The 13,156-nt window shown below is 52.6% G+C and carries 20 protein-coding genes; 5 read left to right on the top strand and 15 right to left on the bottom strand.

From position 1 onward, the window contains the following. From O3660_RS01805 to O3660_RS01735, 15 genes are all read right to left on the bottom strand, one after another. Positions 1–903, bottom strand: coding sequence for a phage minor head protein (locus O3660_RS01805; protein WP_049351471.1), 903 nt, complete (start codon positions 901–903; stop codon positions 1–3). Continuing rightward, positions 900–2,369 carry a DUF935 family protein gene (locus tag O3660_RS01800; protein ID WP_049351472.1) on the bottom strand — a complete coding sequence of 490 codons (1,470 nt, stop codon included), beginning with the start codon at positions 2,367–2,369 and terminating at the stop codon, positions 900–902. The genes O3660_RS01805 and O3660_RS01800 overlap by 4 nt, the downstream gene beginning before the upstream one ends. A gap of 15 nt (positions 2,370–2,384) precedes the next feature. Beyond that, positions 2,385–2,660 (bottom strand): hypothetical protein, encoded by a 276-nt coding sequence (locus O3660_RS01795; RefSeq protein ID WP_049351473.1) that lies wholly within the window; start codon positions 2,658–2,660, stop codon positions 2,385–2,387. Position 2,661: 1 nt separating this feature from the next. Beyond that, a complete protein-coding gene (locus O3660_RS01790; RefSeq protein WP_371464482.1) occupies positions 2,662–4,155 on the bottom strand; it encodes a terminase large subunit domain-containing protein in 1,494 nt (497 codons plus the stop codon). Continuing rightward, a complete protein-coding gene (locus tag O3660_RS01785) occupies positions 4,152–4,691 on the bottom strand; it encodes a phage protein Gp27 family protein (RefSeq protein WP_049351474.1) in 540 nt (179 codons plus the stop codon). The genes O3660_RS01790 and O3660_RS01785 overlap by 4 nt, the downstream gene beginning before the upstream one ends. Before the next feature lies 1 nt (position 4,692). Beyond that, entirely contained in the window at positions 4,693–5,010 is a 318-nt protein-coding gene (locus O3660_RS01780; protein ID WP_013448348.1) for a hypothetical protein, read from the bottom strand. After that, the gene (locus tag O3660_RS01775; RefSeq protein WP_013448349.1) at positions 5,007–5,327 is read right to left on the bottom strand and encodes a hypothetical protein; all 321 of its coding nucleotides are present in this window, start codon (positions 5,325–5,327) and stop codon (positions 5,007–5,009) included. The genes O3660_RS01780 and O3660_RS01775 overlap by 4 nt, the downstream gene beginning before the upstream one ends. A gap of 9 nt (positions 5,328–5,336) precedes the next feature. Then, positions 5,337–5,540, bottom strand: a complete 204-nt coding sequence (locus O3660_RS01770; protein WP_049351475.1) for a TraR/DksA family transcriptional regulator — start codon at positions 5,538–5,540, stop codon at positions 5,337–5,339. Then, complete coding sequence (locus O3660_RS01765; protein ID WP_049351476.1) at positions 5,533–5,754, bottom strand: hypothetical protein; 222 nt, start codon at positions 5,752–5,754, stop codon at positions 5,533–5,535. The genes O3660_RS01770 and O3660_RS01765 overlap by 8 nt, the downstream gene beginning before the upstream one ends. Further along, a complete protein-coding gene (locus O3660_RS01760) occupies positions 5,732–6,121 on the bottom strand; it encodes a hypothetical protein (protein ID WP_009426270.1) in 390 nt (129 codons plus the stop codon). The genes O3660_RS01765 and O3660_RS01760 overlap by 23 nt, the downstream gene beginning before the upstream one ends. Next, complete coding sequence (locus tag O3660_RS01755; RefSeq protein ID WP_049351477.1) at positions 6,114–6,452, bottom strand: hypothetical protein; 339 nt, start codon at positions 6,450–6,452, stop codon at positions 6,114–6,116. Before O3660_RS01755 ends, O3660_RS01760 begins: the two co-directional genes overlap by 8 nt. A gap of 108 nt (positions 6,453–6,560) precedes the next feature. Then, positions 6,561–7,064, bottom strand: coding sequence for a glycoside hydrolase family 108 protein (locus O3660_RS01750; protein WP_049351478.1), 504 nt, complete (start codon positions 7,062–7,064; stop codon positions 6,561–6,563). Between the two features lie 93 nt (positions 7,065–7,157). Next, positions 7,158–7,745 carry a hypothetical protein gene (locus O3660_RS01745; protein WP_049351493.1) on the bottom strand — a complete coding sequence of 196 codons (588 nt, stop codon included), beginning with the start codon at positions 7,743–7,745 and terminating at the stop codon, positions 7,158–7,160. Positions 7,746–7,762: 17 nt separating this feature from the next. Continuing rightward, positions 7,763–7,999, bottom strand: coding sequence for an excalibur calcium-binding domain-containing protein (locus tag O3660_RS01740; RefSeq protein WP_240600189.1), 237 nt, complete (start codon positions 7,997–7,999; stop codon positions 7,763–7,765). A gap of 9 nt (positions 8,000–8,008) precedes the next feature. After that, positions 8,009–8,674, bottom strand: a complete 666-nt coding sequence (locus O3660_RS01735; protein ID WP_039405155.1) for a helix-turn-helix transcriptional regulator — start codon at positions 8,672–8,674, stop codon at positions 8,009–8,011. Between the two features lie 142 nt (positions 8,675–8,816). On the opposite strand from O3660_RS01735, the gene O3660_RS01730 reads away from it, so the two are divergent. From O3660_RS01730 to O3660_RS01710, 5 genes are read left to right on the top strand one after another with little or no spacing between them, the layout of a single operon-like run. Beyond that, positions 8,817–9,005 carry a DNA-binding protein gene (locus O3660_RS01730; RefSeq protein WP_009426278.1) on the top strand — a complete coding sequence of 63 codons (189 nt, stop codon included), beginning with the start codon at positions 8,817–8,819 and terminating at the stop codon, positions 9,003–9,005. Positions 9,006–9,013: 8 nt separating this feature from the next. Beyond that, positions 9,014–9,298 (top strand): hypothetical protein, encoded by a 285-nt coding sequence (locus O3660_RS01725; protein WP_013448358.1) that lies wholly within the window; start codon positions 9,014–9,016, stop codon positions 9,296–9,298. A 36-nt stretch (positions 9,299–9,334) separates the two neighbouring features. Beyond that, positions 9,335–10,210, top strand: a complete 876-nt coding sequence (locus tag O3660_RS01720) for a hypothetical protein (protein ID WP_049351480.1) — start codon at positions 9,335–9,337, stop codon at positions 10,208–10,210. Continuing rightward, positions 10,203–11,969 carry a DDE-type integrase/transposase/recombinase gene (locus O3660_RS01715; protein WP_049351494.1) on the top strand — a complete coding sequence of 589 codons (1,767 nt, stop codon included), beginning with the start codon at positions 10,203–10,205 and terminating at the stop codon, positions 11,967–11,969. Before O3660_RS01720 ends, O3660_RS01715 begins: the two co-directional genes overlap by 8 nt. Positions 11,970–12,010: 41 nt before the next feature. Continuing rightward, a complete protein-coding gene (locus O3660_RS01710; protein ID WP_049351481.1) occupies positions 12,011–13,156 on the top strand; it encodes an ExeA family protein in 1,146 nt (381 codons plus the stop codon).

The raw sequence follows: 13,156 nt of genomic DNA, 5'->3' as shown, positions 1-13,156 counted from the left end.
TCATCCCCTCAATAATTCACGCACCCATGCCAACGATTCGGGGGTTAGGGCGTTTTTGAATCTGTCGTTACCCATCATAGTTTTTAGGGCAATGCGGGCGATGTCCGGATGGGTTACCTGTGCTTTGTCTACGGCGATTTGCGCCATGCGGGATAGCATTGATTTGCCTTGGTTGGCATTGAAGCCTGCATTTGGTGCGATAAATTTGTTATTGATACGGATGCCGGTACGCTGTGCGTAACGCTCCTCGCCGGTATAGGGATTTGAACCTATATTGACGGTAATGGTTTCAAGCGTCGGACGAGGTTGGACGCGCCCTTCTCCCGCACTGCGCGACAGGGGTTTGACGCGGCACCGACAGCGGAAATCAAGCGGCGGATATAAGGTATCCCAAACAGGGTCGTCTGCGGCATAGACACGGTTGTGCATCATACGGTGGGTTTCGCGGGTGCGGCTGTCGTTGATGGCGACGTACTGCCAATAAGGGTGCGTATCGATGGAGTCCATCATTTCGGCGTAGCGACCCGCCATGTAGGCTGACTGCATATTGGTCAGATAAATGGTTTTAAGGCGGTGGGGGCTGCCGAGCTGTACGCTTTGGGTTTCGCCTTCGGGATTTTTAACTTCCTGCCTGCCCCACCAGCCTTTGCGTTGCAAGACGGGGGCGAGTTCGCGGCTGAATTCTTCCAGCGTCCGCCCTTGTTCAGCGGCATCGACGACGGCGGAATAGATGTCGGAGAGTACATCCATTTTGGCGGTTTTGGCCACCGTAAAGGCAGTGGCGTGCGCGTCGTCCAACATATCCTGCCAATCCCAAGATACGGCAATGCCTTTTTGCTTTAGATAGGCGACGGCGGCTTCCGGCGTCATGCCGAAGACGGCTTTAATATCTTGGGGGTTCATGATTTAAGCTCCTGTACCACTTCAATCCTGCCGACCAAGTCGGAAAGGAAAATCAGGCGTGCCAACTCGTTTTGTAAGGCGGTATCGTCCATATTCGGATAGGCGGCGGACAGACGGTCAAGCAGGTTCTCGGCGGTTTCTCCCTGCCTTAATTCAGCCACTAGAACGGCAGTCAGCCGTTCGCCTTGTTTATTCAGGATGCCTGTATCGGGTGCAAGTCCGTCGATGACCAAACCTGCATCCGTCAAATCGAACTCGGCAAAATCAGCAGATCTACCCTCTTGGGTTGGTTGGACTTCGTCCGCCAAGTCGCCGTCCTCAAGGCCGTATGTGCGCTGCCAGTATTGGTTGGTGAACTTGGCACCGGCATCCACCATCATCTTATCTCTTTCGGCCCGCTCTTTTGTGCCGCTCTTCTCGTTTTCAAACAGCACGAATTTCGGCGCAGATACGTCTCCGAAATTAATCTCCACCACCCACTTTATCAACTGATTTAATGCCACCTCAACAATACGGGTATCGCCGTCACGGATGTCGTCCGTTACCTCCAAACCAGCGGTCGCGCTGGCGTGGGTACTGTCTTTTTCGGTGGTTTGGTCTTGTCCGAGTAGAGCAATGCTGATTTCGGAGCGGCAATAACGGATGAGCTTGTCGTAGGCATCAATAGATGATGCCTTGCCGCTTGCCTCGTGGATTTCGACACTGGAATCGTTGGGGATGGTGCCGACGCTGTTGCCGATTAGAGCTTCGAGCGCGTCTAGCAGCTTGTCGGTATCCTGCGGGGTATTGGAACGCGGCTCTTTACCAATCAGCCAAGGCGCACCGTATTTCTCGGTGAACTGCATCCAAAATTTAAGGCCGCCGCGTTTGAAGGTGACCAGCCAAAAAACCAAGCCCAAATCGCCTAAGCCGTATGGGTTTAGATAATCTGCCTCATGTGTCGGGCAAAGAAACTTATAAGGCGGGGGAACGGTATCGGTCAGCCCGTTTTGGATGTAACGCAACTCGCCGTCGTCGTTGAAGGCGAACCACTCTTGCGGCTTGGCAATGATTTTTTCAGGCAGCCATGCAGAATCTGTACGCCAAATCAGCTCGATGGGTTGATAACCGTAAAAAACAGCGTTTAAAACATCTTTAATCAGGCGGTAAACATCGGTTTCAGCCAGCCAGCTATCGACAAAATCCCGGACATTTTTAGGTGTGTCGTCGCCCTCAAGCCGCCATTCGAGGCGGGCGACAGCGGCTTTTCGGCGGCGAACCAGCGAGCCGACTAATGGGTCGCGCATCAGCTCGCGGTAAACGGAGATTTGCCTGCCCATTTTGCGCAAAACAGGGTCGGGATTAGGCAGCCAGCCGTTAAAACCGCTGAAAAACGGGCGGGAAACGGCGAGATGTGCAGATAGATCCTGCGGCTTGAAGGTTATGATGCCTTGACTGGTTTTGAGTTTGAGGTGGGGTTTGGGCATGAATAAAACTTTCTATCAAAAAGGTAAGCACAATTCATATATTTTTCGCCAGAGATATGGCAATGATTGAGCCGTATCTTTTATAAACTTGAAAGGACTGTGCGGATTCCAATGTTTAGGCAGCAGTTTTGCCAGTATCAGAAGTAGAGGGTAAGAAGCGAGTAGCAATAGAAAAATTATGAATCTTGCTACAAGCAATACTGTAAAAGGCAGTGATGCAATAAGCGTAATTGCCACCAATACGGGTAAACACAGGGTGAAAATAATTTTCTTGATGGTTTTATCATTCATATCAATAACCTTTGGTTAATGCGCTTTTTCGGCGGATCCGGCGGCTGGCTACGCGTATCGGTCCGGTATTCAGCTCGCGGCTGGCGTAATGGGCAAGGACAAAGGCAATCGCCGCGTCGCCGTGGCGTTTTTTGCCGTCTTGACCTTTGGTGCGTGCATCGGGGATGCGCGGCACGCCTCTGACCAGCTCGAAGGCGCGCAGGTCGGTCAGGATGTCTTCGTCTTTGGGGATTGCGTCCAACGTGCCGTCTTCGAGGGCGGCTTTGAACGGAGCGGTATGGGTGCGGTACCAGTTTTCCGAGAGCATGACCGACTCGCATACCTCCGCGCCAAATTCGTCGCGCATGGCTTCGGCGATTGACTGACCGTTGCCGCGCGCGTCCAATGCCGCTCCGCGCAGATTGGGTAAGCCGTGCAACAGGTGTTTCATGATTTGCTCTTGTTGAGCAAACGGCATATTGCCCAACTCCAATACGAACGGCGGCTTAAGGCTTAAATTAGGCTGCTGCAATAAAGGGACGATGACGGTACGGTCGCCGCTGCGGGCAAAGTCTTCACCCACAAAGGAAACCCGGGTTTTATCCAAACCGTCGAGCAGCGGTTGCAGGGTGTCGGCGATCCAGTCCGCGACTTCGGCAGCGCGGCGCGGCTCGGGCAAGAGGCCGAACTCATCGCTTTGGTCGTATCTGATAACCGGCGTATAAGGACTCATACGGCTCTCAATCAAGGCTCGGTTGAGCCATTTGCCGCCGCCGTTTTTAGGGATGCAGTCCAACTCTTCGGATGCATCGTCGCCGTAGAAATCACGAATCTCTTTGCACCATGCCTCCTCTCCCTCTTTCGTCCACTCTTTACCCAAACGCAGGCAGATGCGGCGGTAGAGGCCGTCTGAAACGGCCTCGTCGAAAGTAATGCGGTGGATGGAGTACGGCTTTTTGCCCGCACGGATGTCGGTAATCAGCTCGTTGAACGGATTGTCCACACCGTCATGGGTAGAGATGATGTGTACCTGCCCGCCCCACATCAGCAATGCCATTGCCGCTTTGAGCAGCTCGGAGAGCTGCTCGTGGAACGCCGCTTCATCGATGATGACGCGCCCCTGCTTACCGCGAAGGTTTGAGGGGCGGCTGGATAAGGCGGTAACGCGCCAGCCGGACGCGAAACGGATGACGAAGGCGAGGACGGATTTTTTGTCGTCACCCTCGACGAACACCTCCTCAGTCTCTTCGATTTCTCCCGCCGCCAAACCGTAGAATTTCGCCCAGTTGGCACAATCGCGGATAAACTCTAAAGCCATGTCTTTGTTGTAGCCTATGTACCATGCGTCCATGCCGCCCGATGAGGCGGCAAGTAAGGCGGTATCGGCAGCCTCGCCCCAGCTCAGACCGATGCGTCGGGATTTTTCGCAGAGTTTGACGGGAGAGTTATCGGCGCACCAACGCTGCTGGTAAGACAGCAATGCCGATGGCGTGCGGTCTTCGGTTTTGGTCGTCATGATGCGATACCTAAAATCTGTTTGCGGATGGCTTCGGCAGCCGCGTCGGACAGCCCGCCTTTTTTTGCCTGCTTGGCCACGTTTTCGGCGGCGGCTGCGACTTTGGCTTTAACTTTTGCCTGATATTCTTTTAGACGTGTACTGGCTGATGTTAGAGTCGCGATATTTTTGGCCGATTTCGCAACCATGCTAAACCTGTCTACAGCCGATAAGTCTTCCATTTCACCAATTTCCAACATGGCTTCAAATAATTCGGACTGCACCATTGCAACCAATGCTTCGCTACGGGTATCGCCTTCATCGGCTGCGCCTTCGGCAATCAGTCGCGCGGCTTCGGTGCTGGATTTGATAGCGGAAAAACGACGTTGCACTTTTTGGCCGTAGCGGTGGGCGGCAGAGCGGCTGATTTCGTAGCCCTGCTGCTGCAACCATTCGGACAATGCCTGATAGTCGGCGAAGCCGTTTTCGACGAGCTTGCGTTCGAACTCGTGTCGGACGGCTTCGGGGAGCTGGTCGATGACGCTGCGTTTTGCCATATCAGCTCCACACTTTTTCGGGGCGGGCGATACCGGCGCGGCATTCAACCGTGTATTCCGCGATATCGACACCCAAACTGGTCAGGTCGGCAAACCACAAGCCGTGCGGTGCTTTATTCAGCTCGACCATTTTGCGGTCGGCAAGGTAGTCGAGCTGCTGGCGCAGTTCGGTGGCGGTGGTCTGCGGGTAAATCGCATTCATGATGTCCAGAAGAAAGGTCTCGCTGGTGGTATGCGGGCGGGCTTTATTAAGGGTGTTGATGATGTTCCAACGCATCCCCTCGCGGCGTTGTTTGGCAATCAATTCTTGGCTAATCATTTTTTTACGCTTTCCATTTTGTAGATTTCGGTGAGTTTTTCGGCGACGTTGTCGAGCTTGGCTTCGAGGACGACCTGATTGCGGATGTAGTCTTCCCGCAAAACATAGGTCAGGGGCAGGCCGGCGTTGAATTCCGCCAGTTTGTTTTCCATTATTTCGACTTTTCCTTGCAGGCGTTCCTGCTGTTTTTGGCGTTCGTCCTGCTGCTCGCGAAATTGCGCCAGCAGCATTTTGCCGAAGGTAAAACAGATGCCGAGGAAGGAGAGTAAAAAGCCGACAAGCTGCCAAAATTCGATGTGTATAAAGGTTTTTTCCATTTTTTAAGATCATCCGTGTTCGAAATATTCTTGGCAAACGATGCAGCGGGTGCAGCCTTTGACTGCTTTTCGCCTTGCTTCCGGTATCGGGCTGCCGCAATCTTCGCAATGGCTCAGGCTGTCGGCGCGTTCCGGTGTGTTTTGATGTTTCGCCAGGGACTCTTCCAAAAATATGGCTTCACGCTCTGATGCGCGGTCGGCAAAATCAGTCATGTTTCAGACGGCCTTTCGTGTACCAGTTCTGCCAGCCCTCAATTTGGATTTCGAGCTTTTGACAGTATTCACCGTAGCGCACGGCATGGTTCAAGAGTTGTTCGGGTGAGCCGCCGGTCGGACGCTCGGGGCGTTCGTATTTGACCAGCAGCCCGGTAGATACAGGCGGCAAATCCACTGTCGGTACGGTTTTAATCGGGGTATCCGAAGGCACGGTTGTAGAGGTGCAGGCTGTTAGAACCGATACCGTTAAAACCATTGCCGTCTTTTTGAATCGCGTCATGCGTTTGCTCCTGTAAGGTGTTTTTGGTTTTATCCAGCTCGCTCAGGGCGGATGCCAGCTCGATGCTTTGACGCTGCGCGAAGTCATGCCAACGCTTCGTTTCCGCCTGCGCTTTTTTAAGCTCGTCGGCGTATTGTTTGGCTGCCGCCATTGACGAGTTTTGGTAGGCGGTAATCAGGGCGGTTTGCTTGGCATCGGCTTTGTCGGCGGCATAGTGATAGCCGTTTAGCCAGATGCCTAACACAATCAATGCACGCCATGCCAATGCCGTTTTGTTTTTGTACAAAAAATCAATCATTGCCGCTCCATTCTTCGGGATTCGCGGATTTTTTGATTTCCGCCAACTGCGGTACGGCGGCAATGCCGCGTTTGATTAAGGCGTAGCCTCCGACCATTGCGCCGTATGCCCACCAAAGCCATTCGGGGGCATCGGGTGCGAGCGAGAATTTATAGGTCATCGCTGCGGCGGCAACGTTTGCCCATAATTTGGTATGGCTGATTTTCCCGGTTGCGGGATTGGAGACTAAGCCGCCCAGCCATCGGAAAAAGCCGGTCATTTTTGACGGTTTTTCTTCGCGGCGCGTTTCGCCGCCGCCACCCCGCTTGGACGGTGAGGCATCGTCCGGCATCCCTGAGAAGGTATAGCTGAACGAATGCCCAGATCGACGCTGAAACTGGGAGACATCACGGCGGCCATTAGGGCGAGTAAAGACTTTTTTGACATGATTGCTCCTTTTTTAATCAATGTTGTCCGCTGATGCGTGGATCAGGTTTTGCGCGACGCGGCGAATCCAGCCTTTGCCAAAAGAGGTGAACGTACCGAGCTTGGTATAAAAGACCAGACGCTCGGCGTTGAACCGCAATAAAAGGTCGTTTTCGGGAAGGGAATTGATGGCTTTGAGACTGATCTCGCCGATGATGCCGTCGTCCGGCACGCCTGCGGCGCGTTGGAGCATACGGGCGGCATTGCCGTAACCGTGGTTGACGCAGGCATCAAAAAATTGGAAAGCGACCGCTTCGGTCATTTTGTCGGCGTGGTAACGCTCCCAAAACGCTTTACGGTAAATGCCAACAGCCTGCTCACGGGTCATGGCACGCATGGAGCCGGTAAAGCCGTTTGCCTGTGCGGTACGCTTGGTGACGCCCCAGTTGGTTTCACCGCCGGGGTCTTTGGGATGGTTGACGTAACCGCCCTCGTGGGAGAGGACGCGGTTGATGAATTGGTTGAATTTGTCTGACATGGAAAATCCCTGTATTGAGGTTGAAATCAATACAGGGATTTTAGAAAAGGTCGTCTGAATGGGCTTTTAAAGGAGGTTAAAACCTGCCGGAAGCTAAGGTGTAATACACAGCTCAACTTCGGGATTGCATTTATCGCTTTTCATATATGCTTCATTTGAATCGTCCATTGCCTCAATCTGCATAGGTATATCCGATTTTGCCAACATGGAAACACTTTTCTGCTTACGATTGACCGTAATGAAATAATCCACTCCATTTTGATTATAAGTGGCTTGCATTTTTTTGACGGCAGTCTGAATGGCATCCATAAATGCCAAACGGTCTATCTCATAATCCAACGCAATAGCTGTGTAATACATACTCACTAAGCAATTGTTGATTCTTTGAGTTTTCGCCAATGTATTACAATTTATCCGGACGTTCTCAAAAATATCTCCTTCCTTGACCAGTTTTGCAGACAACGTAATGCCATTACCAAGGTCTTTTGTTTGATGTGTCTTGCCCGCAACAATTGATATTCTTGGGAACAAATCCATCATTCCATTGTTCAATTCATTGAACCGTTCCGAAAATGTTTCAGGATGAGGACCAATCATCCCTCCTGTTTTCATCACTCCTCCTGCATTAACCAAATGTGCAGCAGCCAATAAGAAGATTCCAAGATATATTTTTGTTTCCATTCTATTTCTTTCAGAAATCATCTTTTCTTTTTCGGGCAATTCTTGCCGCTTCCGCCCGGGTTGCAGTCGCAAGCCCGTCCGTCGCCGTCCCTGTCCAAACTCTTCCAGCCGCTCAATCCTGATTTTTTGCGGGCTTCATAAAATTTCTGCGCTGCCTGCTGCGTCGGAAAGTCTTTGCAGCTTTTCGCCAAGGCGGGGGCGGATGCGGAAAACATCATAACAGACACCAGCAATGTCAAATAACCCTTTTTCATTTTGTCTCCTTAATACAGGTCTTTGGATACCTGAACCACCTGCCCGATGACTTGTATATCAGGGTGGTCTGCCAGCATCAGCGGCATAGGCGGATAGGTCGTGTTGTCGGAAATCAAGAGCAGGCTGCCGTCGATTTGGCGTTGGACACGCTTTACCCATAAAACGTCGCCGCTGCGGATAACGTAAATCTGGCCGTCGCGCGGATTGGTTTTGGAGGTATCAACCAGCAGCGTGTCTTTGCTGCTGATGGTCGGCTCCATGCTGTCGCCTTTAGCTGTAACGATGTTGAGGTCTTGCTCATGCAGGCCGCGCTGGAGCAGCCAGTCTCGCCGGAACGCCAAATGATTGGCGGGGTCTGTTACGCCGTAGGCGGTCGTGCCGTTGCCCGCGGAGACCTCGACATCGAACATGGGGATATAGGCGTAGTCGTCTGACAATGCCGTCAAACTAGAAATATTCCTTTTGCTATTCTTTTTCCCAGAAATCAGCCAGTTTGCATCAACATCAAATTTGCTCAATATTTTTTCCACCATATCAAATGGTGGACGCTGCTTTCCGCTTAAAACATCATTTACCCTGGATACTTTTTCATCTATCAAATCGGCAAATTCAGCGATAGTCAGCTCTTCTTTTGCAAGAAGTTCACGAATATTTCCAGTAAAAATCAAACTCATAGAATTAATCCTTAAAAATAAACTAGAAATAATCTTGCTAGCCAGAAATATTCCTATTATACTTGCATCAAGTTTGATACAAGATTGTTTAAATCTTTAAACAATCATGATTCTAGCACGAGAACGAAATAGGAGATATTCCGTGAAAGCAGAAAAAATAAAAGCAGGTTTCCGAGAGCGCGGTGAAACGATGAAGGATTGGTGCATGGCGCGTGGTTATGACCCGACGTACGTGTCCCGCATTCTGAACGGAACCGTCAAGGCAAATCGGGGGAAGGCGCATCAAATCGCGCTGGAACTCGGGCTTAAGTCCAAACAAGACGCAGCGTAGGAGTCGATATGGCAGAAAGTAAAAGGGTACAACGGCTATTGAGGGTCTTTATCGCGCTTGACGAGCATCCGATTATCGGTCTGAGCAATAAGGATTTATCGGTCGGACTGGGGCTGACGCCATCGCAAGTCAGCAGGGATATTGATGATTTGGTTGCATCGGGATTGGTCATCAAGCTCGAAAACGGCAACTACGCCTACGGTATCAAAACCCTGCAAATCGCAGAGCGATTTAGAAAACAGCAAGAGCGGCTGAATGCGCGCTTGCAAGAATTGGAAAACCGAATTTACTAAATGCGACGACGTCGTCGCATTTGAGGAGCAAAAGAAATGGCAACAGAAATTTTAGGGCATACGGTCGGCGCAACGGCAAACGAACTGGCTATCCACAGCATGGAGGTTATGGACAAGTTTTCGAGCGGCGAGGCCTACAACGAGACGGTATGGATTGAGCGCGGACGATTTGCGGTACGCCAAACGATGGAAGGGATGTTTGAGCTGGGACGCGCGCTGATCATCATCAAGGAGCATACGCCGCATGGGCGGTTTGCCGAAATCGCTGAAAAAGAATTCGGCCTCGGACGGCGGGAATCCCAAAGACTGATGAATGCCACCCTCCGATTTATCGACCCGAAAATGAAACAGGTGCAGCCTAAGCTGATGACGTTGGGCAAATCCAAACTGCTCGAGCTGCTGGTTGAAGACGACGACACTTTGTTGGAGCTTGCCGAAGGCGGCGAGGTCAACGGCAACACTTTTGACGATGTCGACCGTATGACGGTCAAGGAGCTGCGCGTCGCCCTGCGCGAAAGCCGCGAAACGGCGGAAGCGAAAGATAAGGTAATTGCCGATAAAAATAAAAAGGTTGATGAGCTGGCGGAAAAGCTGTCGAAAAAGCAGACGGGTGTCAAAGAGCCTAAACCTGTGGATGTGGGCATCGAGCTGACGATGCAGCTTGGCAGCCTGGAAGTCGGTATCCGCTCGCAAATCAGCCGATTGCGCGAGATGTTTGAACAGATGGCGGCTCACGGCGAAGCGCATGGATTTGACCACCGCGCGAAGATGGTCGGCACGCTCAATCAAATTATTTTGGACTGCGAGCAACTGCGCGAAAGCTATGCCCTTCCGACCGAAGCCCCGACAGACAATGTGCCGGAATGGTTGGGCGGTGAAACGGGAGAAGGCGATGAATCCGGCAATGATTGAGCGTCTCAAGGCAGTCGAGAATCAGGCGGAAGCAATGGGACGCGGCGCACGCTCTGCATATCTTAAGCAGCAGGCGCAGGAATTGGGCATCAGCCTTGCCACGCTATACCGCAAGCTGGAGGCGGTCAGCGTCAAGCCGACGCGCAAACGGCGCAGCGATGCGGGCAAGACGGAGCTGAAGCCGGAAGAAGCTAAATTGATTTCGGCGGTTTTGGTGGAGGCAATGAGGCGCAACGGCAAGCGGTTGATGTCGGTGCGGCAGGCGGTGGAAATGCTGCGCGCCAACGGAAAAATCGAGGCGGCGCGGATTGATGAGGAAACCGGGGAAGTCATGCCGCTTTCTGAAAACACCATTACCCGGGCTTTACGAGAGTACAAGCTGCATCCCGACCAACTGCTCCAGCCCGAACCGGTCAGCCGGATGAAATCAGAGCATCCGAACCATTGTTGGCAAATCGACCCGAGTTTGTGCGTTTTGTATTACCTGCCACGTCAGGGCAAGGATACGGGGCTGCGGGTCATGAAAGAAGAGGAGTTTTATAAAAATAAGCCGAAAAACGTCGTCAAAATCGAAAATGACCGCGTCTGGCGGTACACGGGGACAGACCATGCCTCCGGCACGATTGCGGTGCGTTATTACTTCGGCGGCGAAACCAGCGCGAACCTCTGCGATTTTTTCATCTACATGATGCAGCAAAAGGCAGACCCGTTAAAAGACCCGTTTCGCGGCGTGCCGCGCATGGTCATGCTTGACCCGGGCAGCGCGAATACTTCGGCGGCGTTTAAAAATTTGTGCAAGTCGTTGGATGTGCATGTGCAAATCAACAAGCCGGGCAATCCGCGTGCCAAGGGACAGGTCGAGAAAGCTAACGATATTGTCGAGACGGCATTTGAGAGCGGGTTGCGCTTTACCGAGGTACACGACATCGACCAGCTCAATGCTTTATCGGAACGATGGATGCGTTACTACAACGGTACGCAAAAGCACAGCCGCCACGGCATGACCCGCTATCAGGCGTGGAACAAAATCAAACCCGAGCAGCTCATCCTGCCGCCGCCTGCGGATTATTGCCGAGAGCTGGCCATCAGCGCGCCGAAAGAGGCGAAAGTCTCGGCGGATTTGGAAATCCGCTTCGGCGGACGGGTATATAGCGTGAAAGGCATCCAGGGGATTTTGGTCGGTCAGAAGGTTTTGGTCGCTAAGAACCCTTGGGAGGTAAACGGGGCGCGGGTCGCCACTTATGACGCGGAGGGTAATGAGATTTGGGTATCCGTCCCCGAAGTGGTGTTTGACGAGATGGGCTTCCGCGCTGATGCGGCAGTCATTGGGGCGGAATACAAAGCCCCTGCCGATACGGACGCGCAGCAGCATCGCAAAGAGCTGGACAAGCTGGCGATGGGTGCGGAAACGCTGGAGGCGGCAGCCGCCAAACGCAAAGGCAAAGCAGTCCCATTCGGCGGCGAAATCGACCCGTACAAACATCAGGAAGATACGCTTGCCGCGCGCAATACGCTCTTTATGCCCAAACAGGGACAGCAGATGGCGTACAACCGGATGGAGGTCTCTGAGCAGGTATTGAGCAAGGTCGAAATCGCCAAACGCTTAAAACCCCGCGTCGAGGCAGACGGCGGCGACTGGAAACAGGCGATGGCGGTCATCCTCAAACACTACCCGGAAGGCGTGGTCGAGAGCAAATTGGACGAGGTTTACGACAGGCTCAAGACGATGGGTCGTCTGAAACTGCATAAAACCGGTTAGGCAAATGCGACGACGTCGTCGCATTTGAAAAAAGGGAAAGCATGAAACAGACCTTTAAGCAAATCGGCAAATCCTATGCCGCCGCGGCAGCCGAAATCGGATGCAGCAAGCCGATGCTGGTGGCGGTAGTCAATCACGGGCAATGGCCGAAAAAAAACGCAGCCGAGCTGCGAAGGAAGTTGAAACAATTTTTTGAAACGAATGGTGCGGAAATCCCAGCGAGCCTGAGAAACGAGCCGGAAGCCGCACCTGCCCAAGCAACTTACGAAGACAAGGACAATGAGATGTTACTACGAAAAGCAACTTTAAACCAAGCGGCAAAACAACATTTTAGCTTATTCCGCGACCCGTTTAACGACGAAATCCAGTCTGCAGACGATGTGTATATGACGCCGGATGTGCGCTATGTGCGCGAGGCAATGTTTCAGACGGCCTGTCACGGCGGTTTTGTGGCGGTGGTCGGCGAAAGCGGCGCGGGTAAATCCACACTGCGAGAAGACCTGCAAGACCGCATCAACCGCGAAGGCCGACAAATCATCCTGATCGAGCCTTATGTCTTAGCAATGGAAGACAACGACCAAAAAGGCAAAACGCTTAAGGCGGTACATATTGCCGAGGCCATTTTGGAGGCGGTGTCGCCGGGAACCAGCCCGAAACGCAGCCCGGAAGCACGTTTCCGCCAAATCCACCGCGCTTTGTCGGAAAGCGCGAAAGCAGGCAACAAACACCTGCTTTTGATTGAGGAGGCGCACGGTCTGCCGCTGCCGACCCTGAAACACCTGAAACGCTTTTTTGAACTGAAAAACGGGTTTGAACGCCTGCTCGGGATTGTCTTAATCGGTCAGACGGAGTTGGCGCAAAAACTTAGCGAAAACAATCCTGCGGTGCGCGAGGTGGTGCAACGCTGCGAGGTGGTCACACTCTTGCCGCTGACCGACGGCAAACTAGAAGGCTATCTCAAGCACAAATTTGACCGCGTCAATGCGGACATGGCGAAGATTTTAGACCAAAGCGCGATTGATGCGGTTGCTGAGCGTCTGACAGTCAAAAGCCGCACGAGCAAGGGATTGGAAACCAACAGCCTGCTCTATCCGCTGGCGGTCAACAACTTGGTGGCGGCAGCGATGAATCAGGCGGCGGAGCTTGGTTTTGAGATGGTTGACGGCGATGTGGTACGGGGGGTGTGA

The organism is Neisseria sp. 27098_8_139 (assembly GCF_041433195.1).
Taxonomy (GTDB): domain Bacteria; phylum Pseudomonadota; class Gammaproteobacteria; order Burkholderiales; family Neisseriaceae; genus Neisseria; species Neisseria subflava.
Note: the sequence above shows the minus strand (reverse complement) of the source record. Positions and strands in the feature narration are given on the sequence as shown.